Source organism: Lentilactobacillus sp. Marseille-Q4993, from assembly GCF_951230165.1.
In the GTDB taxonomy this organism is placed as follows: domain Bacteria; phylum Bacillota; class Bacilli; order Lactobacillales; family Lactobacillaceae; genus Lentilactobacillus.
In genome coordinates, this window is record NZ_CATNVB010000036.1 from 1 (window position 1) to 21154 (window position 21154).

Consider the following 21154-nt stretch of genomic DNA (forward strand, 5'->3'; position numbering starts at 1 on the left):
TTGGGTTTTAGTCGATTTAAGAATAGCAGAGTTGAATTCTCTGTGCTACGTAAAATGCAAAAAAGCCTCGGAAATTTTTATTTCCGAAGCTTTTTTGCTTTAACTAGGACTTTTGTCCCAGCCTCTTATTATCCTATAAACGGCTTTATCAAATCCACCGCATCCAACGTATACTTTCCTCTGAGAGCAAGAATTCTTACATTATGGTTCTTATCCTCTAAGTTGCGAATCACAAAGTTCTCTGACTTATCATCAGCCTTTTGAACCCGAACACTAGGTAAGACCATTCGGCCATCGACGTAAACTCTAATATAAGTCTCTGCCGACTGTTTTCCAATTAGCGAGAAACCAGTTCCATCAAAGTTAAACTTAAAGTTTGCCTCGCCATCGCCTTCAGCTGTAGAAACGGTCCGGTTCCAAATTGTGTTACCAAGACCACAAACGTGTTCCCATTTACCGCTATAGCTAATCTGATCATCGAGATCATCAATTCGTTGACTGATTAGATCAAGTTTGCCAGAAATACTAAAGACGGTGATTTCCTTAATTTCAGTGTTGTAGTATCCGGTTCCGACTTTTACCCGACCACTATATTTAATGTTATTGACATCGGTGTAGTGGAATACGTGGTCATCATCAACCTTTGCGGATAGAACCCCATTTACTCCGGTAAACTCGACAATATGATCCTTTTCTAAATCAAGATTGTCAACGTAACCAAGTTCAACAACCTCATCATCCTTAATCAACTGGCATGAGCCATCAGTAAATAGTTTGAAAACATATGGTGCGCTCTCAAGGCGACCCTTAACGTCAGTCATTTCAAATAAACCAATCCCAATGTAGTTACCAGAGGCGGTATTTTGAACAGTTTGATTATCAAACTTAACCTTGAGCTTAACACTGTAATCACACCAACGGTCATCCCCAACGGTAAAGTTAGGAGCGTATGAATACTCCCAATCAAGGGCTCGTTCCTTTTCAGTAATTACCTGCTTCAATACAGGTTCATTTCCATCGTTGACAACTTCAAAGGCACCACCCTGATCAGTTGTATATCTTGGTGTGCCACCCCGACTCTCCGCATAATCATCACTGTACTCAGGATAGCTAAAATCATCGTGGTAAAGAAGGTGCTTCTGGTTATCTTCAATCAGTAACGAATCCTCTTTTCCTGATTCTAATCGTTGATACTTAACTTCAGGGTCGTTCAGGAGATACAACGTGGTTGCGGTCACTACAGAATGAGGATCCACAACAATGGTTAATTCCCCATTTATAGGATCAACTTTTTCGCGCATTTGCTTGAGACCACTATCATACTCCTGCTTTGAGTTTTCAGGAGCTTTACTTTCCCAAACGTAGACAGATTTATCACTCACATTTTTTAGCTGAATATGGTATTCCCTTGCTTGCGCACTATCATTCACAAATACGACCGAATAATCAGACTTATCAGGTGCCATCAATGTCATATAACTTGGCTTATCAGTATCAATCGTCAAGTTCTCGGTTCCACCTACACCACTCTCAGTAGCGCTAGTGAGAACCCGCCAAGCATCTGCATCTTCCCAACCAGTTTTAGCAAAGTCCGTAAAGTGTTTGATGACTTGTAACCCAACGTTATCAACCTCGAAGAAGCCTGACCATGGGCGATTAGCTGTGATCAATTCCTTGTGACTGTAGTTAACCCCTGGATAGTATGCGGAAACTGCAGGTTGAAATAGGTACAAACTCCGACGTGATTTGAAATAACTCTTGATTACCCGGTTAGCAACATCCAAACCACTCTGTTGACCACCAATTCCGTCACCGTTAGAAGCCTTAACCCGATATTTACCAAAGGTCATTGGTGCAATTCCTTCACTGTACCAAACTTCCTTATGGAACTCATCAGCTAGCTTAGTGTACGACTTGCGAGGACTATCGTCAGTGTTGTAATGGAATCCAACTGCTGTAACCAAATTTCTAAGTTCTTCATCGTCAACCATTGAGTCACCGAAATCAGTCTCGTAATTCTCATCAGCTGCGATTACTTTAATTTGGTGATATTTATCAACTGGAAAGCCTTCAGGAAAGTCATTATCTTCCTGAACCCGGTTGGTAAACCACTTGATCCACTTGATCATTGGGTGTTTAGTTTCATTCCGGTCCGGATCCACGTAATCAAAGACATATCCAAAGCGATTGTATGCCGCCATAATTGTTTTTTTGTAGTATTGGTACATATCTTCAAATACTGATTCTGGAACTAAGTTGTCGGGATCCTTGGTTTTAACTTGTTGCCACTTTTGGCGCAGAAAACCGGGTTCGCCCCAACGAAGTAACGCAGTTTTTAATTCCGGTTGAACCCGCTTGGCGTCAGCAATAAACCTGAAGCCCATTCCACGTTCGACGTTGGCCTCTTCATCTTCTGTCCGAACTGGGGCTGGCTCAGTACCGGACGAAGTGTTGGCATCATCACCTAACTCGACTTTTACCATTCTCAGCACTGGATGATTACCACCAAATAGAATATCCAGAATTTTTTGATAGCTTTCGGGGTGCTCATAGCGATAGTCCATCAGTAACCGTGATGAATTGTTACAGCTAATGTATCCAAATCCTTTGAAAGTATTGGCATCAGAGGTGGTCAATAGTGTATCCGCATCAATTGTAAAATTGGTACTGTTCATTAGTCTTCCTCCATATATTAAAACTGGGAAAGTCAGTTTTAAGCAATCTAATAATAATTACAAATTAGATTGGTTACCTATATTCCCAGTTTCATTTTTATCAATTTATTTCTTGATTAATCAATATTTTCCCAACGGTTCTTCAAGAAGAATGCAGCCGCCTTTGGCTGTCTATCTCTAGTAAAGATTCCTTTCTTGTTTCCATTGACCCGCATGTTACCTTCAACAGTTTGGAAATCTGCAAAGTTCCATACTTGTTCACCACGAATGAAATCATATGAGTCGAAGACGCGGCCAAACATTTCAAGAACTTCTGTCTGGTACTCTTCACTCCACATAATTGATGGTAACTTATGAAGTCCTGGTTGAGTATCAGCACCGTATTCAGTGTAAATCATTGGTTTATCAATGTCTGAATTCTGCCATTGATCCATTTCTCTTCTCAAACCGGCCTCACCATCTGAGATTTCAAAGCCCCACTTGTGATACCAACCTGGATATCTGTTAAGTAAGAAGATATCTGGGAATTGCTTACACTTAGAAGCTTCGAAAGTATCGTCTTCATTAAGAGTAAATGTTCTTGAACGATGTTGTGGATCCAAATCCTTAGTATCCTCAAATACTTTTTCGAAGTATGGCACTGCTGAATCAGTTGAAGTGTCAGGTTCGTTGAATAAGCTCCAAGCGAATACTGATGGGTGGTTCTTATCTCTAAGAATCATGTCATGGATTTGATCCAAATGCTTCTTTTGGAGTTCGTCAGTCCAATCACCATCAAAGAATGATGCGTCTAATCCACCTAAGAAACTTGCAGCTGCCATTTTGAATCCAACGGCAGGAACTTCGTCGATAACCATGAATCCTTCACGGTCAGCGAAACGGTATGCTTCTTCGTCATATGGATAGTGAGAAGTTCTAAACGAGTTAGCTCCAGTCCATTCCATCAACTCAACGTCTTTTCTTTCAACGTTAAGATCAAAAGCTCGACCAGCATAGATACTATCTTCATGACGACCAAATCCCCGTAAGTATACTTCCTTACCGTTAACTAGGATTTGGTGACCCTTGATTTCAATCTTTCGTAAACCAATTTCATCAGTGTACTCATCAATTGCATTACCATTTTGAAGTAATTGAATCTTGATTGTGTAAAGGTGGGCATCCCTAACATTCCAAAGCTTTGGATTATCAACTTCAAGTTTGCCTGCAGCACCCTGAGCATTTGCAACTTCGTTACCATCTTCATCAATTAACTTGACAGCAACATCAGCAGTTCCTTCAATTTCAACTTGATAGTTAACCGTTGCGTGGCTTGCAGAAACATCAAAAGTTGTTGAGTAATCAATAACTGAAGTCTTTGGTTGGGCAACTAGGTGAACGCTTCTGTTCAAGCCTGAGTAATTGTAGAAATCAAAGAATGGTTTGACCATCTTGCTACCATTTTCTAGAGTAATGGTATCACCAGCAGGAAGTGCATCACGGTGAAGTTCGTTATTGATCTTAATTGCAACAATATTTTCAGTCCCAAACTTAGCAACTGAGGTAATGTCAGCAGTAAATGGTAAGAAGCCACCTTCATGACTACGAATTTCAGTCCCGTTTACGTAGACAGTGGCGCGATGGGTTGCGGCACCAAACCGAATTCCAACTTGTTTGTCTTCTAATTCCTTGGGAACAAAGAACTTAGTTGAGTACCAGAAGTCTCCTGCATACTCGCGTTCTTCTTTTTTAGTAAAAAAATCATTAAAACTAGCAGGAACTGGCATTTTAACGGCATCGCTCAAACCAGTGGTCCAGTTTTGAGCGTTACCTTCTTGCTTTGGATCGAACTTAAAGTCCCATAGTCCATCCAGTTTGCGGTCATATCTAAATTCATTCAATTCTGGGTATAATAAACTTTTTTCCATTAGTGATGCCTCCAAGTAAGTTTAGGTAAGCGCTTTCTCTTCTAGCTTCTATTGTACTATTTTTTGGAGTAAGGTCAATAATTTTAGTAAAATTAAATTAATAAACTTCTATAATGTCGTTACTTTTACTAAAACGACATTAAAAAGAACCCTGAGGCCTTTGCACTACCCTAGAGTTCTTATTTAAGATATTATAAACTACTTCCTCGATACACGATTTCCGTAGCTAATACATTTGATTCTGCAATCTTATTTGGATTTTTTACTCCCGCCTGGAGCAAGTCCAAAGCCCGCTCACCCAGTGCTTCCGTATGGGAATGCACTGTCGTTAGCGGTGGGTTAGTATACTTAGCAATTGCCACATCATTAAAACTAATCATGCTAACCCTTTCAGGGACTTTGATTTGGTGTTCATTGAGTGACCGTAAAGCTCCAACAGCCATTGAGTCACTGGCGACGATAAATCCATGAGGAAGTTCCTCACCTAACTTGTCGATCGCTTTATTCATTAAATCATAACCGGAATCAGGGCCAAAGTCGCCACTAAATACAAAGTCCTCGTTATAGGCGTTTTTGGCTTTTAGGTAGTCATTAAACGTTGCTCTCCTAGGTTCCGCCACTTGGTTACGTTCAGTAACTGTCGTTTCTTGGCCACCAATCATACCAATATCACTGATTCCAACTTCCATAAAATGATCGATGATCTTTTTCACTGGAGTGATGTAATCACTTTGAACACTGTCAAAACCATAAGCAAGGTAGTTCTGACCAACAAAGACTAACGGTTTTCCCATAGCTCCCAAACCTTCAATCTCAGTCTGATCAAACTTACCAACAGCAATAATCCCATCAAACGACTTTAGTGCATCCTTGGTTACTGTGTGCACCGCAAATGTATCGGTTGTTGATCCTATGCTACTAGCTTTGTTCTCAATTCCATATTGAATCTGCAGGTAATAAAGATCAGTCATTTCCTCTTTATTTGAATGCCACTGAACAATTGCAATCTTATCCTGCTTTTGGTTAGTTCGCTTCCTTGGCTTTCGTTTGTACTGAACCCGCTCAGCCACTTCAAATACTCGTTGCTTAGTTTCATTAGTCACTGCGAGTGTTTCATCGTAGTTCAAAATCCGCGAAACTGTCGAGATTGAAACTCCAGCTTGGTCAGCAACATCTTTAATTGTTGGTCCCTTTTCCGAACTCATTGCTTCCAACCCTCTTTTTAATCACCATTGATTTATCATTTGCTAATACTAAATCATTCTAACAAACTTTTGACCAATTTCCTAAAAAGAGTTGGGAATAATTAGAATTCAGTTAATTCGGTAACTACTTGTTCTCCATTTAGGCTAAAGGTTAATTTGTTCCCGTCAAGGCTAACATCAGGCACCACAATCTTGCCATTACTATCAAGTGATTCAAGTTCCCGATCACCAAGATATAGAGAATAAAATACGTAATCACCTGGCTGAATTTCACCACTTTGCAGTGGGATTCTAGTCTTAGGGAAGTAAATGTTAGTGTTGGGTTCCGGAACTGACAATTCTGCCTTCAATTCATCGTGATAACCAACGATTCCCGTAATTCCCACTTCAGTTTTATAGAATACTGAGTTAGGAACATCAACCTTAACTTCTTCTTGACCTGGAATTCCGTACTCAGGACCTGCAAAACTTCCTTCTGCCAAGTGAAGAGCTCTACCAGTATGAATCTTATGAACCCGAACGTGCCATGGCATTGATGGAACGACAAAGTTCTTGATTTCCACGTCGTCAAATGGTTTCCAATCCGAGTATACATAATTTTCATGGACAGCGTAGTCAGCATATCTAAAGGCTGTTTGCCAGAAGTTTTCAGATTCCGCAATTGCAAGGGTGTTATCAAATGCTCCTTGCTTTAACAAGACGCTACCCTTTGGCGTTGAGAACCCAAAGCTACTCGAGTACACATACTTTTCGTACTTAGCTTCACCATGAGCATGCTCATGTGAATGTTGACCAGCGGTAAATGCTTGAACTTCTTGGCCAGTTTTACTGTGTTCGATCAACATTCTTGGTTCTGGTTGTAATTTTTCCTTTTCAAACTTAAAGTCGTCACTCTCTTTAGCAGTCCAGAACTCATCGTCATCTGGAAGTGCAAAGAAGATAAAGGTCTTCAAAGCCCAGTAAGCTGAGGCAGGACCGTTGTAACCTTCCGCAAAGTTCATGTTAGGGTATGAATATCCAATTGGAATCAAACCATCACTTTGGAAGATGTTTTGCTTGAACCACCATCTAAGGTTGTTAAGTAGTAGGTGTTTGATATCCCCCATGGTATATCCGTCTGGCATATCCACGTGAGCGTATGCGTAGGCTGCCCAGAAAGCAGCTTGAGCGAATCGGTACTCCAAACTTCTACCGTATGGTAAGGCAGCCCCATCAGCAGCAAACCAGTTGGCATAGCTCTTAACAAACGCTTGGGCCCGTTCCTTTAGTAATTTAGCTTGCTTATCATCATTGTTAGTCAAACCAACCGTTAAGATTGTGAAGAACTGGTAAGCAAACGGAATGTAGTTATCAATTTGATTTTCATAACCATCGTATGACCAACCATGATCCAAATAATGAGTATTGGTAATGGCATAATCTGCATCAATTTCCTTTGAGCGGTCATAATAACCCGAATCAGTGATAAATTGATTAACCATGGCTCTAAAGAACAACCAGTTAGTCTTTGGAATCACTTTATAGTTAACTTGATCCATCCAGTCAACGATTCGTTTTTGTTGAACTTCGGACAATGTATCCCAGAAGCTTTCCTTCGTTTCATATAAGTAAGCTGTTAGAGCTCCCATTTCGACGAATAGCTGATCGTAATCGCCAAGGTCACCACCAAAGTAATCTGGTGATTCTGGATCAGTTCCCTCAAGGATTCCCTTAGATACCATTTCAAACCATTCTGGCTTCTCATAAATTCGAGTCTTATCACTGAAGAATGGTCCTAATCCCCAGAGCAATCTCATGAAACCTTCTATAGAAGTTTTATCCTGAAGGTAAACTGCTCCGCTATCACTCATCCGGAAACGTCCAGCCCGTTTTTGTTGGGATAAAACATTCATTGCAGGCTCCAGAATATCCTCCAATGCTGCTTTAACATCAGCCTTTGATCGAAGCGGATTGTCCTTGATTTGTTCATTGAATAGTTTTCGATAACTCATAACTTCACCCATCTTTCAATTATTTGAAAACGTTTACAAGTATAGTATATTTCATTTTTAGTAAAATTCAACACATTTTCATCGAATTTGTTAACTTAAAATATTTTTTTAAAAAGATTGATATCGTTTTTAGGCATTGTAAACGTTATCAAAATACCTTTTTCGACCATTTTTATCAAAATTTATTTACTAAAATAAAGAGAAAATTAGTAAACAAAAAGTGTACAAAATAAAAATGATGGCTATAATAAACCCTGTAAGCGCTTATATTTTTTCTAATCATAAAATCAAAGGAGTTAAGCAAAATGGCAGATAACAAAAAAGAGCCAGTCAAAACCGCTGTTGGTGAAATCACCAACGCGGTCGTTAAGGATGAACAACAACCTAAACTACCCTGGCTAATTTCTTCAGCAATGTTTTTAGCACCCCTATGTTGGTACGGCCCTATTGGATCAACTCGTAGCGTTTTAATTCCAGAATTGTTCGCTCAGATTGATCCAGCTCATAAAGTTTGGGCCGTTGGTATTTTAGCAACGGTTGCATCAATCGTAGGTGCTATTACCAACTTACTATTTGGAGCCCTCTCAGACGTTACTAGAACTAAGTATGGTAAGAGAAAACCTTACATAGTTTTAGGAACGATTGCAGTTGCAGCCTCATTAGTTGTTATTGCTAACCTGGCTTCCATCTGGGGAATCATCATCGTTTGGATTGTCGCTGCAGCCGCTGAAAACGCAATTGCCGCTGCAATATACCCACAGATTTCTGATCGGGTTGCCCCTAAATGGCGGGGAACCGTATCAACATTTTATGGAGTTGGATTTACAATCGCTCAACAAGGTTTTGCCCTGTTAGCAGCTCAATTCTTAGGTAACGTTAAATTCGGTATTTATGTAATGGCAACAATGACTGTTGTCCTTGCATTCATTCACATTATTTTAATCAAGGAACCCAGCAATTTAGACGAGCCTAAGGTCAAGTTTGATAAGAATTCTCTTAAAAAATACTTCTTCTTCCCAACTCACGATGCTCGTGATTTCTACCTTGCCCTCTCTGGTAAGTTCTTCATGGTTGTTGGTTCAACAATCGTTACTACTTTCCAACTGTTTATCTTTACTGATTACATCGGTCAATCAACTGCTGGTGCGGGTAAATCAATTTCGATTTTCTCAATGATCATGCTATTTATCGGTGTGTTCTTCGCCTTAGTTGGTGGCCCACTTGCCGATAAAATGAAGCGGGTTAAAGCACCGGTTGTTATCGCAACGTTTGCCTTAGGTGCCGCTGCATTATTCCCACTCTTCATTCAAAAACCATGGGCAATGTTCGTATACGCCATCATCGCTGCTTTTGGTAATGGTTTATACAACTCAGTTGATGGTGCCCTAAACATGGACGTTTTGCCATCATCAGATACTGCAGGTAAAGACCTTGGTTTGATCAACTTGGCTAACACTCTTGGTCAAATGCTTGGTGCCATGGTTGCTTCTTCAATCGTTGCTGAATTCGGTTACCAATCAATCTTCATCTTTGCCATCGCTATGGAAGTTATTGGTGGTTTGGCAATCGCAGCCATCAAGCGGGTTCGATAATCTACAGTTTTTTAAACAGAAAGAAGGAATACTATGACATTTGGTGAAAATGACTGGAAACAAGCGTTAAACTCTAAAGAAGAATTTGAAAAGTTCATTACTGCTTACTTCAATGAACACAAGGAACTGACCGGTGACTACGATACCCCTAGTTATTATGAGTACTATTCAGTAACCCTAGATAGTAAAAAAGGATTAGTTGTTACCCTTAAAACCGGTCTCAAACAATCAAATGCTCCACTTCCATTTAAGGACGTGGAAAACTTATCAATTGAAGAGTTCCGTCAGCTGATCATCAATAAGAAGTTCGAAGATCAAAGCGAGACTTTAACCGACGTCTTTTCAAAGATGCTTTCTGATGAACCAAGTGCGCATGTTCGTCGTCACAATGACGATAAATAAGTACGCTTCATATATTTTTATCCAGACCAAAGCACTCTTGCTTTGGCCTTTTACATAAAGGAGATAAATTCAATGAACACTAAATCAAGTTATCTATTTGTCTATTTTGCAGGAGAAAAGTATGAAAACGGTGAACAAATCTACATGGCCACTAGTGATGATGGTTTGTTTTGGCAAGATTTAAACAATAATCAACCAATCCTAACCTCCACAATCGGTACCGGTGGTGTTCGGGACCCGTTTATCACTTACAATCCCTTAACTCAAAAATACGTGATAATTGCGACAGATTTACGAATGCATGGCCATAATAACTGGGCCGAAGTGCAGCGAACTGGAAGTCGAAACCTTATCGTTTGGGAATCCACAAACCTAATTGACTGGAATGGTCCAAGATCCGTTGAAGTTGCCCCTGAATCGTTTGGCTGCGTGTGGGCAGCGGAGGCTAGCTACGACCAGCAAAAGAAAGCATTTAATGTCTACTGGGCTTCTAAAATCAACGGCGATGATTTTACCAAACAAAGAATATATCTAAGTACCACTGCCGATTTCATTAATTTCACTAAGCCCGAAGTGTGGATCGACAATAATTTTAGTACGATTGATACCACCATCGCACCCACTAAAGATGGATACTACCGGATTTCTAAAAACGAAACCACAACCAGACTATTTATTGAACATCTGCTGTCATTCAACGGCGAACCACGGTTGATCTTATCACCATACTTAAGCAACTTACCAAACGTCGAAGGCCCCATCAGCTATCAGTTGCCATCAGGCGAATGGTGCCTGCTAGCCGATAACTTTACCGATAAGGGTTACTTCCCCCTTATAACTAGCAGCCTTGGTAGTGGCGAATTTCATCAACTAAATGAGGATGAATTTAAAATGCCATCTAGGGCTCGTCATGGCTCGGTAATTAAAATCAGTACCAATGAAAAAGAGGCACTTATAAAGTTTTTTAACAAAAAATAATTTTATTTTCAATCGTTTTCATTGTTATAAAATCAGCGTTTAACTCTTATTTCACTAAATTTAGTCAAACTTTTCTCTTGCATTTTCAGAAAATGCAGTTAGAATGATAGTTGTAAATAACTGATATACCAGTTATGGATTTTCTCAGTTTTTTAACTCATTTTGCGGGAATATAGGAGGGCAATTAATTATGCGCGATTTAACTAACATGAAAGACGTTTTGGCTTACTCAGAGGACTTTGAATCATTTATCCTTGATTACTTTATTAACCATAAGGAATTAACTGGTTCATACGAGACCAGAGAATATTTTGAATATTACCGTGCTCGCTACGATAGTAAGAAGGGCATTATTTTGAACATCATGACTGGCTTAAACAGTTCTACTCTTGGTTCGCCAATGCCATTCAAGCAAACTGAAACAATTACCATTGAAGAGTTTAGACAATTGATCCTTAACAAGCGATTTGCTGATACCAACGAAACATTAGCTGATGTTTTCTCAGACATTACTTTGATTCCAGCAAACTAATAGCTAACATAAATGAATAGGCCCCAATCCTTAACATCCAGGATTGAGGCCTATTTTTTATTAACTATTAATCATTAAATTCTCTTTGATAATCAGCAATTGCCTTGTATTCTTCACCAAAGCTTCTGCTAAGGCGGAGATAAATTGGCATTAACTTCCGGTAACGAGCAAATGCTTCTTCGTTTGGTTTATACACGGTTTCCTTACCAAGGTATTTCTTGATATCCGCGATATCACTTTCCAATCCCAAAGCCATCTTGGCAATAAACATTGCTGCCAAACTACCGCTTTCGTAGGATTCTGGAATAATAACATCATTTTCAAAAACATCAGCCATCATTTGCGTAGCTAATTTAGAGCGGACAAAACCACCAGCCGCCAAAATCGACTTAGGATCACCAGTAACTTCCTTTAATGCAAGTGTTACTGAGTAGAGATTATAAACAATCCCTTCAAGGACGGCTCTAATCATATCTGCCCTAGTATGATTCCTGTTTAAACCAAAGAATGAACCGCGAGCGTTAGCATCCCATAATGGTGCCCGTTCTCCACCAAGATATGGATGGAAGATCAGTCCGTTTGAACCAACCGGAACCTTTGATGCAATTTCGGTAAGCATATCAAACGAGTCCATCTTAAGCATCTTAGCAGCTTCCTGCTCAGCTCCAAATAAAGCATCATGGGCCCAGCTAAAGATGATTCCACCATTATTGATTGGTCCCCCAATCAGATACTTGCCGTTCATGATTGGGTAACAGTAGATTCTAGCTTTAGGATCCACCAACGGCTTATCCACAAAGGTTCTAACAGCAGCTGATGTTCCAACGTTGATTGCAAGAACTCCAGTTTCAATTGCCCCAACCCCGAAGGTTGAAAGGGCACCATCAGTTGCTCCCATTACGAAATACACATCTTCGTCTACACCAATAACTTTGGCGTACTCAGACTTAATACCTTGAAACTTATCAGTGATTTCCACTAGCTCTGGCAATTGTGACCGTTTAACCCCAACCTCTTCCAAGATTGAGTCATCCCAGTCAACTTTTTCCATATTCAAAAGACCAGTAGCTGCAGCCATCGATACTTCTTCCTTCAGCACACCAGTGTACTTCCAGATGATGTATTCCTTAATACCGACCCAGTAAGCAACCTTATCAAATAGTTCAGGCTTATCACGCCGTAACCAGAGTAGTTTATAAAACGGACCCATTGGGTGAATTGGCAGCCCCGTCTTGGAATATGCCTCAAATCCCTTACCGTTTTCTTTATACTCAGCAGCGACCCGTTCAGCTCGGTTATCAGCCCAAGTAATCGTTCTTGTCAGCGGTTTAAAGTTCTTGTCTAACCCAATCAAACTGTGCTGTTGAGCTGACCAAGAAATTGCTTTAACCTTGCCATCAACTGCCTTAGCGGTAATTTCTTGTAAGGCTGAAATTGTGGCGTTAAAGATTTCGTCCGGATCCTCCTCAGCCATGTCAGGAACATTTTGATAGAGAGTATAGCCCTTATTAGCTTTAGCGATCACGTTACCATCGATGTCGTATAATAGCGCTTTTGTACTCGTTGTTCCAACGTCGATTCCAATCAAATAATCCATCATTTTCACTCCCATCACACCAAAAATTGTGATTTTTTTGAAGAAAAAAGAGTCTGCAATGGTTATGGCCACACAGACCCCGTTTTCGTTATCGTCTTAAATAATTATTAAACTGTGTGAGTTAATTCACGGACAGGTTGCTTACCCGCAACAACATCCTTAACATCACCGACACACTTTTCACCCATGCCGTGAAGACATTCGTAAGTGTAAGCAGAAGTATGTGGAGTTAAAAGAATTCTGTCATTCTTTAAGAATGGGTGGTCTTCCTTAACTGGTTCAACTTCCATTGCATCGGCAGCGTAACCAGAAATTTGGCCACTTTCGATTCCATCAAGAATTGCATCTTCAACGACCAATGCACCACGACCGTTATTACAGATATATGCACCCTTCTTGAGTTTCTTAACTGCTGCTGCATCGATCGTGTGAAGACTAGTGTCATCAAGTGATGCATTGAGTGAAATATAGTCACAACGAGAAAGCAAGGTATCAAGATCAACCAATTCAACGTTGTGGTCGTTCAACCAGTTACCTGGTACATGCGGATTTGGATCGCATACTAGCACTGGGCCACCAAAGACACCAAACAATTCAGCAACTCGGCTACCAATGTTACCACAACCAATAACTCCAAAGGTCTTACCTGAGAAGTCATGGCCCATGAATTGAGCCCGATCTTGGTAGCGACCTGCGCGTTCACGTTCTGATGAAGGAACAACTTGGCGAACCAATGACATCAAGTTAGCAACTTCGTTTTCAGCAACGGCATTTCTTTCAACCAATTGAGGAACGATTGTTACCAAAGTGTTGTGCTTCTTGGCTTCCTTGATGTCAACGTTGTTAAATCCAATTCCGTGACGTGAGATCAATAGGGTTTCATCCTTGTTGTCAAAGAAGTCCTTGTTGAAGAATGGAGTAACACTCGCAATGATAATGTTGAATCCGTTCAATTCCTTTGCTAATGACTTACCATCAATATCAGTTGGTAGCATGAACCGCTTAACATTACCAATTTTTTCCAATTCAGCCCAGTGTTCAGTAAATACTTGACCAAAACTACTTGAGTTAACGACCGCAATATTGTATTCCATAATCTAAAATCTCCTACTCTCTATGTTATTAATTATTATAAAAACCAAATTGATCATGAGCGTTGTTATAAGAAATATCCTCAACGATTTTGCCAAGGTAATCCTCATCATCAGGAACTTGACCACGCTCAGCCCAGGTTCCAATTACGTTACATAGCACTCGTCTGAAGTATTCGTGACGAGGGTACGATAGGAAGCTCCGTGAATCTGTAAGCATTCCAACAAAGTTTGGTAGCAAGCTCTGCTCAGCCATAATGGTAAGCTGTCTCTTCATACCATCAAAAGTGTCATTAAACCACCATGCACAACCGAGTTGCATCTTTTGAACTCCGTCTTGTTGGAAATCACCCATTCCAGTTGCTAATTCCATCCAATCATTTGGGTTTAATGAGTACAAAATCATTCTTGGTAATTCGTCCTTAGTTTGCATCTTGGTCAGCAACTTCATGAAGTGATCAGTAATATCAGCTTGTGTTCCCATTGAGTCAAAACCGCCATCGGCACCAATTTTTTCAAACATTGGTTTGTTAGCATTCCGAATAGCGTTCATGTGGAACTGCATTGTCCAACCATGCTTATGATTTAAGGTAATCAAGCCCTCAAGCAACATGGTTACATACTTATCAACTTCAACTTGGGTAAGTTCTTTACCCTCACGGCCCTTAGTGAGAATATCATCCAATTCGTTGGCTGATGCTTCAACAAAATGGAACGTATTCAAGCCATGGTCTGAAAGCCGGCCACCAAGGGATTCAAAGTAATCAAATCGCTGATCAAAAGCTTTCAAAAGGTCATCAAAGCTGTTAATAGTAATTCCTGATACCCGTTCGAATTCCTTAATATAATCTCCAAATCCGGCATTTTGAATTCCCATCGCCTTGTCTGGTCTCATTGCAGGTAATACTTTAAAGCCGTTTTCTTTTTCTTCATCCTTAAGTAACTTGTGATACTTCAATTCAGAAGCTGGATCGTCAGTCGTGCAAACAACTTCAACATTTGAGCGTTTGATTAAGTTTCTTGGTTTAAAATCATCAGTCGCAATCAGTTTATTAGCTTTTTCCCAAATTGCTGGAGCGCTCTTTTCGTTAAAGACATCATTGATTCCGAAGAACCGACGAAGCTCAAGGTGTGTCCATTCGTAAAGTGGATTACCAATCGCCCGATTGATTGTTTTGGCCCAAGCGATAAATTTCTCATAATCATCACCATCACCAGTGATCAATTCTTCAGGAACCCCGTTTGCCCGCATCAGGCGCCATTTGTAATGGTCCCCGAATTTACCTTCATTGATCCAAATTCGACTGATGTTTTTGTAATTTTTATTCTCGTAAATTTCCTTTGGATCCAAGTGACAATGGAAATCAATGATTGGCATCTTCGAAGCGTGATCATGAAACAGCTTCTTAGCCATATCCGTTGTCAAAAGAAAATCATCATTTAATAAAGTCATTACTATTACCCCTATCCTATTTGTTTTTCATATCTTGCTAATGTATCCACTAGGGTCTTCCTTACGGCACCCTTACCACTGATTTGACTCTTAAAGTATTCTTCGACCTTTTCACCCAACCCAACTTCGTACAGATTGTGGCCAAAGATTCTTTCGTTTGAAAGAATATCCTTCAAGTGAGCGTGAACGTCTGTTTCCTCACCTAATTTAATGTCAGCGACCTTGGCATGAAGTTCATCGTAAAGTGGATCTGGACTTGGATCGAAGCTCTCTCCGTTGTCGTCAACTGCCATCAAGTAACGGCACCAGGTTGCAAGCACTAGTGGAATGAAGTTAAGGCTCTTGGGATCTCGATTTGCATCATCTACGTAATGAGAAATGGTAACCCCATAACGAACAGCAAGCTTTTGCGATGTATCAGTCGCGATTCGTTGTGGCATATCTGGAATGTATGGGTTTGGTAACCGCTTTTGAACTAAAGCATCAATAAATTGTTTAGGATTAATAACTTTAGGATCGGTTACTACTGGTAACCCTTCGATATATCCAATTTGCTTGATCAATGCCAACATATCTGGATCAGAAACTTCCTTAGCAATTGAGTTGAATCCAAGCAAACTACCATTAACGGCTAATGCGGTATGCAGTGGGTTCAAGCAAGTAGTAACTTTCATCTCATCTGCTTTATTAACCGTATCCTTATCTGTTAGGATAACGTCAGTCTTAGAGAAGTCTGGCCTGCCATTAGGGAAGTTATCTTCGACAACCAAGTAATGAGTCTCTTCCGTGTTGGTAAAGGCAGCGATGTTAGTGTGGTTAGGCGTATGAACGATTTCATAATCTTCAAAACCACTTTCTTCCAGAACCTTTGACACATCTTCAGATGGGTTTGGAGTGATTCTATCAATCATTGAGAATGGGAATGAAATTTTCGATTCATCACTTAAGTAGTTGATGAAGTCATCACCTACAAAGCCACGGTCCTTCCAAGCATTAGCAACGGCCATTACACTTGCTTTAAGCCGGTCACCGTTTTGAGAAAAGTTATCAGTACTCAAAAGAGCCATTGGATATGCACCAGCGTTAAATCTAGCAAGTAAGAGCGAAACCAAGCTAGCCATGTTGTTCTTAGGTGCCTTTGGTCCGTTCTCGATATCATCCTTAACGAATGGCAAGAACTCACCATGATCATCAACTACGCTGTATCCCTTTTCGGTAATTGTAAACGATGCTAATTGCAAAGCTGGGTTTTCAAAGATTGAAAACAACTTATCCCAGCCTTCTTTATTATCTGGGCCAAAGAACAATGCCTCTTTAACAGAAGCTAACAACTCTTTGTCAAAGTTACCGTCTGCTTTTGTAATTACTCTTAAAATTCTATTTTTAAATGGAGTGTATACACTTGTCACAACAGAAGGATCATGCGTTTCAGCAACTACCACACCAGAATCAAGTTCACCCTTTTCAATCAGAGTGTCGGCGATTGCTGCATGAAAAGCTCTAAATAAGTTACCGCCACCAAAGTGAACCCACTTGGTAGCTCCATTTTTTTCATTGATATCGTAATTAGGAGTTTTAATTCCAGCCTTTTCAAAGGCTGCCTTATTACTGATATAATCGTCTGTAATTTTAACCATGTATTCTTTCCTCCTGATAGGACTATTTCTAAATCAACTCATGTATAACTCATGTATCCGGTTTCATTTTCAATTATAATCTGATATACCAGATTGTCAATGAATTATTTTTGAATTTATTTTTTACATCATTTGGTCTATACTGTTAATAATTCAAATAATAAATTAAGGAGTTTTTACCATGGCGACGCTAGATAACTTAAGTGATGGAGCTTATAATCAAATTAAGTACAGAATAATTCATTTTGACTATCTCCCTGGTCAAAAAATCTCTGAGAAAGTTATATCAAACGAGCTTGAACTTGGTAGAACTCCCGTGAGAGAGGCAATTATACGCATTGAACGTGAAGGATTAATCGAAGTGATTCCTCAAAGTGGAACTTACATCACTCAAATTGATATGTCAGATGCTGATGATGGTAGATTTGTAAGAGAATGCATAGAACCTAAAGTTACCTCAATCGCAACAGTTCATCTTTCTGACAATCAACTTGATTTGATGAAGAAAACAATTGAACAACAACGGACTGCAATCATCAATCAACAACCAGATAACTTCTTTGATTTAGATCAAAAGTTTCATAATTTATTTTATAAAGTTACTGATAACCAAAAGATATGGGATTGGTTGCAAATAAATAATACCCAACTCAATAGATTTCGCAGATTAAGACTGAAACAAGAAAAACTAAATTGGGAAACTATATTAAGTCAGCACACAAATCTTTACAATGCCGTTAGTTTAAAAGACCTTGAAAGTGTACAATATATTATTACTAGGCACTTACATTTGATGTTGGAAGAAAAGGATAATGTTGTTTCCGCATACCCAGACTACTTTACAAATTATTAATTAATACAAAATGTGGCAACCGTTGAATTAACGATTACCACATTTTTTTATTTATTAACAAATTTCTAAACTAATTCAATTCAATGTCTATAGAAAAGTTGTCTTCCTGACCATCAGCTAAATGATGATTTGCTTCTTTAGTAGAAAGTTCAGCTAGTCCACCATAAACATCAGGAAGTCCATTAAATGGCTCAATACATAAGAACGGTGCCTTAGCACCTTCTTTCGTCCATAATGTTAGATAATCAAAATCTTCAAAATGAACCTTAATACTATGTTTGCTCATCTTACTACTTACTTCAACACTTGAAAGAGACTTATCAGTTAAAATCACTAACCCTGCATCAAACATTTCATAATTTAAATCAATCCCATTATTATCAAAGTCCTTAACGGGCAACACATTTCCTGAACGATATGGGTTTGGTTTCTTAACAATTTCAAATTTATCTAGTTGAGATGGCATAGGATTAAAATCTAAATGATAATCTTTAAAGGTGCCTTCATCATCTATCGGAATATTAAAAGCGGGATGATAGCCTAAAGAATACGACATATCACCGTTTGTTTTATTTTCAACGTTAAATTGTACCTTTAGTCCCTCATCACTTATGCTAAACGTGACATCTAATACGAAATCATAAGGATACATAGTCTTGGTTTCATTAGAAGAATTTAGTCTCAATTTAACACTTTGTCCATCATTAGCTACAACATCAAATTCCTGATCAGCTGCAAAACCATGCTGTGGCATTGAATATTTTCTACCTTCAATTAGATATGAATCATCGTTCGAACGACCAATCGCCGGAAACAGGATTGGCGCATGTTTTGGCCATAGTTCATTATTCCAAATATAATCAAAACCATCTGATATATTTTTCAAATGTGTAAGCTGGGCTCCTAGCTCATCTATTTCAGCAGCATAGTTTCCGTATTCAATTTTTTGCATTCTAACTTACCTCTCCCTTTACATAAAGAAAGCAACGTTATCAATTAAACGCTGCTTTCCTCATATTAGTCGTTTGCTTCCTTTGCAGAATTTTCGTCATGAATAGTTTTAAGCTTTGCAGCGTTAGCTTGAACTCGTTTCTTATTTAATGGGTAGAAGAATAACAAAATAAGTCCAGCTAATCCTAAACATACTGTTGGGATTCCCGCAGCTAAATTATAGATTCTATGAACTACGGCAGCTGATTGTACAATACCACCACTTGTTGACGATTGATAACCAATAAAGGTTAACATAAATCCACCAAAACCACCTGCGATAGCTTGGGCAACTTTACGTGCAAATGAGTTAACACCATAAACGATACCGTCTTCACGAACTCCAGTAATTACCTCATGGTTATCAATAACATCAGTAATAAATGCCCAAACCATAAGGTTAAAGACACCTGCTCCCAATGATCCAAAGAAAAGCATTACTAAATAGAACATAGCGCTATGGGTGTGAACTACAAGTAAAGTTCCATAAGTTAATGAACCAAATATAAGGGCCACGATTGAACATTCTTTTCTACCAAACTTGCTCGTCATCCATGTACTGAACGGTGCGAGCAAAATCACTGTAGCAAAGTTGAAAATAAGTGCGATTGACATTGCTGCTTTATTCTGGAAATAGTCATTAAAGAGATAGGAAATCATTGTTCCCGAAAGATTCTGATTCACAACGATAACTAAATCAACAAGAACCAAAATCAAAAGGGCTTTATCCTTAAGCATTCCCTGAACAAGGGCCTTCATAGGGACTTTTTCACTTTTTTCAGTTCTTACTCGTTCTGTAGTCAAATGAGTAGTTAAGTTATAACAAATATATCCCAAAATGGCACAAGCAATAACAACTATAAAGAATCTGTTACCAGATATCTGTTGTGAAGCACCAACATACATAAACATTGGAATAATATAACTTGTAATAGCACTACCTAAAGCAGATCCTAAAGCTCTAAACGTTGATAGAGAAGTCTTATGGTTTGGATCACTACTAATAGCTGAGGCCATAGATCCATAAGGAATATTGACAGAAGAGTAGAAGATACCCCAAGCAAGATAAGTAGCAAATACATAGACTAGTCTCATTGGTAATGCCCATGTCTTAACAAATGGGACAAACAATAGGACGAGAGAAATAAGCAATGGATACTGCATTCTTCTAATCCATGGTTTGAATCGGCCAGATGGATGTAACTTACTATTGTCAACTAAACGTCCCACAGTAATATCAGCAAAAGCATCAACGAACCGTGCAATTAAAAACAAAACTCCAACTTGCGCACCTGTTAATCCTAGCACGTTGGTATAAAAAATCATCAAGAAAGAGTTAACCACATTAAATGAGAAATTGTTACCAATATCTCCAAACATATAACCAATTTTATCTTTGATCCCAAATGGATGGGTTTGAACAGTAACTGTTTTTTGTGTGTTCTGCATTAAATTCAGCTCCCTAGAATAGTATAAATAATAATTGCAAAAATAAGCGCTTACAAATTGTTAAAAATAAATATGCCTAATGGCATTGATAATTGAAACTGATACATAAGTTACTTACAGGATGTCATCAAATGATTGCGTTTTCAAGGATTTGTTGATAAAATTATTTTGTTGGTACAACGCTTATAAACCTTTATACACCAGTAGGTTAACCCTTTTAGATTATAAAATGGTCTCAATTTATTTTTCAGCTTATTTCATTCTTTATCGTCAACATTGTCTAAAATCTGATATATCAAAAATAGGAGAATTCTTATGGCTAGGTTCGATTTAACAACAGGAAATCCGATTAAAAAAATAGTATTTTTTTCAATTCCACTTGTTGGTGGCTCATTTCTTCAACAGCTTTATAACTTCCTAGACACACTTATCGTGGGGAGGCTCATTGGCGTACATGCACTCGCTGTAATCGGTGCATACTATCCCCTCAGCTTCTTAATCTTAGGATTTATCCAAGGTACCTGTGTTGGTTTCAGCATCCCATTAGCTCAAAGCGTAGGGGATAAAAACAAAAGAAACATAGAAGCGTACTTATTCAATGGAATTATACTTTGTTCATTCATGGCAATAATATTAACTCCAACAATGATGATTGGATCCAGAGAGATTTTATCCCCTTGAATTTACAATTTAAGTGCAACAGTGACTAAAAAAAGGACCCATAGCTGGATTCCTGTAAAATGATGTTTGCGAAAACAATCATGAAAGGAATCTAGCTATGAGCCACTACAAGCATCTTACC

Annotated in this window: 16 protein-coding genes; 6 read left to right on the plus strand and 10 right to left on the minus strand. The window is 39.0% G+C overall.

Annotated elements, in window-relative coordinates:
- Positions 1–128: 128 nt before the first annotated feature.
- From QOW94_RS09780 to QOW94_RS09795, 4 genes are all read right to left on the minus strand, one after another.
- Positions 129–2675: a glycosyl hydrolase gene (locus QOW94_RS09780; RefSeq protein ID WP_283680244.1), complete on the minus strand. Its 2547-nt coding sequence runs from the start codon at positions 2673–2675 to the stop codon at positions 129–131.
- Positions 2676–2791: 116 nt separating this feature from the next.
- On the minus strand, positions 2792–4582 hold the full coding sequence (uidA, locus tag QOW94_RS09785) for a beta-glucuronidase (RefSeq protein WP_283680246.1): 1791 nt from the start codon (positions 4580–4582) through the stop codon (positions 2792–2794).
- A gap of 191 nt (positions 4583–4773) precedes the next feature.
- Positions 4774–5787 (minus strand): LacI family DNA-binding transcriptional regulator, encoded by a 1014-nt coding sequence (locus QOW94_RS09790; protein WP_283680247.1) that lies wholly within the window; start codon positions 5785–5787, stop codon positions 4774–4776.
- A 101-nt stretch (positions 5788–5888) separates the two neighbouring features.
- The gene (locus QOW94_RS09795; protein ID WP_283680248.1) at positions 5889–7778 is read right to left on the minus strand and encodes a DUF2264 domain-containing protein; all 1890 of its coding nucleotides are present in this window, start codon (positions 7776–7778) and stop codon (positions 5889–5891) included.
- 305 nt (positions 7779–8083) lie between these two features.
- Between QOW94_RS09795 and QOW94_RS09800 the strand changes: the two genes are divergently transcribed.
- The 4 genes from QOW94_RS09800 (at position 8084) to QOW94_RS09815 (ending at position 11282) form a co-directional block, all read left to right on the plus strand.
- Positions 8084–9370 (plus strand): MFS transporter, encoded by a 1287-nt coding sequence (locus QOW94_RS09800; RefSeq protein ID WP_283680249.1) that lies wholly within the window; start codon positions 8084–8086, stop codon positions 9368–9370.
- A 33-nt stretch (positions 9371–9403) separates the two neighbouring features.
- Entirely contained in the window at positions 9404–9772 is a 369-nt protein-coding gene (locus QOW94_RS09805; protein WP_283680251.1) for a hypothetical protein, read from the plus strand.
- A 72-nt stretch (positions 9773–9844) separates the two neighbouring features.
- A complete protein-coding gene (locus tag QOW94_RS09810; protein ID WP_283680252.1) occupies positions 9845–10750 on the plus strand; it encodes a glycoside hydrolase family 43 protein in 906 nt (301 codons plus the stop codon).
- A 190-nt stretch (positions 10751–10940) separates the two neighbouring features.
- A complete protein-coding gene (locus QOW94_RS09815) occupies positions 10941–11282 on the plus strand; it encodes a hypothetical protein (protein ID WP_283680253.1) in 342 nt (113 codons plus the stop codon).
- A 67-nt stretch (positions 11283–11349) separates the two neighbouring features.
- Here the strand turns inward: QOW94_RS09815 and QOW94_RS09820 are convergent, their stop codons facing one another.
- From QOW94_RS09820 to QOW94_RS09835, 4 genes are all read right to left on the minus strand, one after another.
- Positions 11350–12879, minus strand: a complete 1530-nt coding sequence (locus tag QOW94_RS09820) for a gluconokinase (RefSeq protein ID WP_283680254.1) — start codon at positions 12877–12879, stop codon at positions 11350–11352.
- 107 nt (positions 12880–12986) lie between these two features.
- Positions 12987–13973 (minus strand): D-isomer specific 2-hydroxyacid dehydrogenase family protein, encoded by a 987-nt coding sequence (locus QOW94_RS09825; protein ID WP_283680255.1) that lies wholly within the window; start codon positions 13971–13973, stop codon positions 12987–12989.
- Positions 13974–14001: 28 nt separating this feature from the next.
- Positions 14002–15423, minus strand: a complete 1422-nt coding sequence (gene uxaC / locus QOW94_RS09830) for a glucuronate isomerase (RefSeq protein WP_283680256.1) — start codon at positions 15421–15423, stop codon at positions 14002–14004.
- An 11-nt stretch (positions 15424–15434) separates the two neighbouring features.
- On the minus strand, positions 15435–17060 hold the full coding sequence (locus QOW94_RS09835) for a mannitol dehydrogenase family protein (protein ID WP_283680257.1): 1626 nt from the start codon (positions 17058–17060) through the stop codon (positions 15435–15437).
- A gap of 181 nt (positions 17061–17241) precedes the next feature.
- Between QOW94_RS09835 and QOW94_RS09840 the strand changes: the two genes are divergently transcribed.
- On the plus strand, positions 17242–17913 hold the full coding sequence (locus tag QOW94_RS09840; protein WP_283680258.1) for a GntR family transcriptional regulator: 672 nt from the start codon (positions 17242–17244) through the stop codon (positions 17911–17913).
- A 70-nt stretch (positions 17914–17983) separates the two neighbouring features.
- Here QOW94_RS09840 and QOW94_RS09845 read toward each other — a convergent pair whose 3' ends face one another.
- Together QOW94_RS09845 and QOW94_RS09850 are read right to left on the minus strand one after the other, a co-directional pair.
- Positions 17984–18865, minus strand: a complete 882-nt coding sequence (locus tag QOW94_RS09845) for an aldose 1-epimerase family protein (protein ID WP_283680259.1) — start codon at positions 18863–18865, stop codon at positions 17984–17986.
- 65 nt (positions 18866–18930) lie between these two features.
- Complete coding sequence (locus QOW94_RS09850) at positions 18931–20352, minus strand: MFS transporter (RefSeq protein ID WP_283680260.1); 1422 nt, start codon at positions 20350–20352, stop codon at positions 18931–18933.
- A 315-nt stretch (positions 20353–20667) separates the two neighbouring features.
- On the opposite strand from QOW94_RS09850, the gene QOW94_RS09855 reads away from it, so the two are divergent.
- Positions 20668–21033 carry an MATE family efflux transporter gene (locus QOW94_RS09855; RefSeq protein ID WP_283680261.1) on the plus strand — a complete coding sequence of 122 codons (366 nt, stop codon included), beginning with the start codon at positions 20668–20670 and terminating at the stop codon, positions 21031–21033.
- Positions 21034–21154: the final 121 nt, after the last annotated feature.

Coding starts and splice junctions, on each gene's coding strand:
- QOW94_RS09780 (WP_283680244.1), bottom strand. CDS start 2,675: ATGAACAGTACCAATTTTACAATTGATGCGGATACACTATTGACCACC.
- uidA (WP_283680246.1), bottom strand. CDS start 4,582: ATGGAAAAAAGTTTATTATACCCAGAATTGAATGAATTTAGATATGAC.
- QOW94_RS09790 (WP_283680247.1), bottom strand. CDS start 5,787: ATGAGTTCGGAAAAGGGACCAACAATTAAAGATGTTGCTGACCAAGCT.
- QOW94_RS09795 (WP_283680248.1), bottom strand. CDS start 7,778: ATGAGTTATCGAAAACTATTCAATGAACAAATCAAGGACAATCCGCTT.
- QOW94_RS09800 (WP_283680249.1), top strand. CDS start 8,084: ATGGCAGATAACAAAAAAGAGCCAGTCAAAACCGCTGTTGGTGAAATC.
- QOW94_RS09805 (WP_283680251.1), top strand. CDS start 9,404: ATGACATTTGGTGAAAATGACTGGAAACAAGCGTTAAACTCTAAAGAA.
- QOW94_RS09810 (WP_283680252.1), top strand. CDS start 9,845: ATGAACACTAAATCAAGTTATCTATTTGTCTATTTTGCAGGAGAAAAG.
- QOW94_RS09815 (WP_283680253.1), top strand. CDS start 10,941: ATGCGCGATTTAACTAACATGAAAGACGTTTTGGCTTACTCAGAGGAC.
- QOW94_RS09820 (WP_283680254.1), bottom strand. CDS start 12,879: ATGGATTATTTGATTGGAATCGACGTTGGAACAACGAGTACAAAAGCG.
- QOW94_RS09825 (WP_283680255.1), bottom strand. CDS start 13,973: ATGGAATACAATATTGCGGTCGTTAACTCAAGTAGTTTTGGTCAAGTA.
- uxaC (WP_283680256.1), bottom strand. CDS start 15,423: ATGACTTTATTAAATGATGATTTTCTTTTGACAACGGATATGGCTAAG.
- QOW94_RS09835 (WP_283680257.1), bottom strand. CDS start 17,060: ATGGTTAAAATTACAGACGATTATATCAGTAATAAGGCAGCCTTTGAA.
- QOW94_RS09840 (WP_283680258.1), top strand. CDS start 17,242: ATGGCGACGCTAGATAACTTAAGTGATGGAGCTTATAATCAAATTAAG.
- QOW94_RS09845 (WP_283680259.1), bottom strand. CDS start 18,865: ATGCAAAAAATTGAATACGGAAACTATGCTGCTGAAATAGATGAGCTA.
- QOW94_RS09850 (WP_283680260.1), bottom strand. CDS start 20,352: ATGCAGAACACACAAAAAACAGTTACTGTTCAAACCCATCCATTTGGG.
- QOW94_RS09855 (WP_283680261.1), top strand. CDS start 20,668: ATGGCTAGGTTCGATTTAACAACAGGAAATCCGATTAAAAAAATAGTA.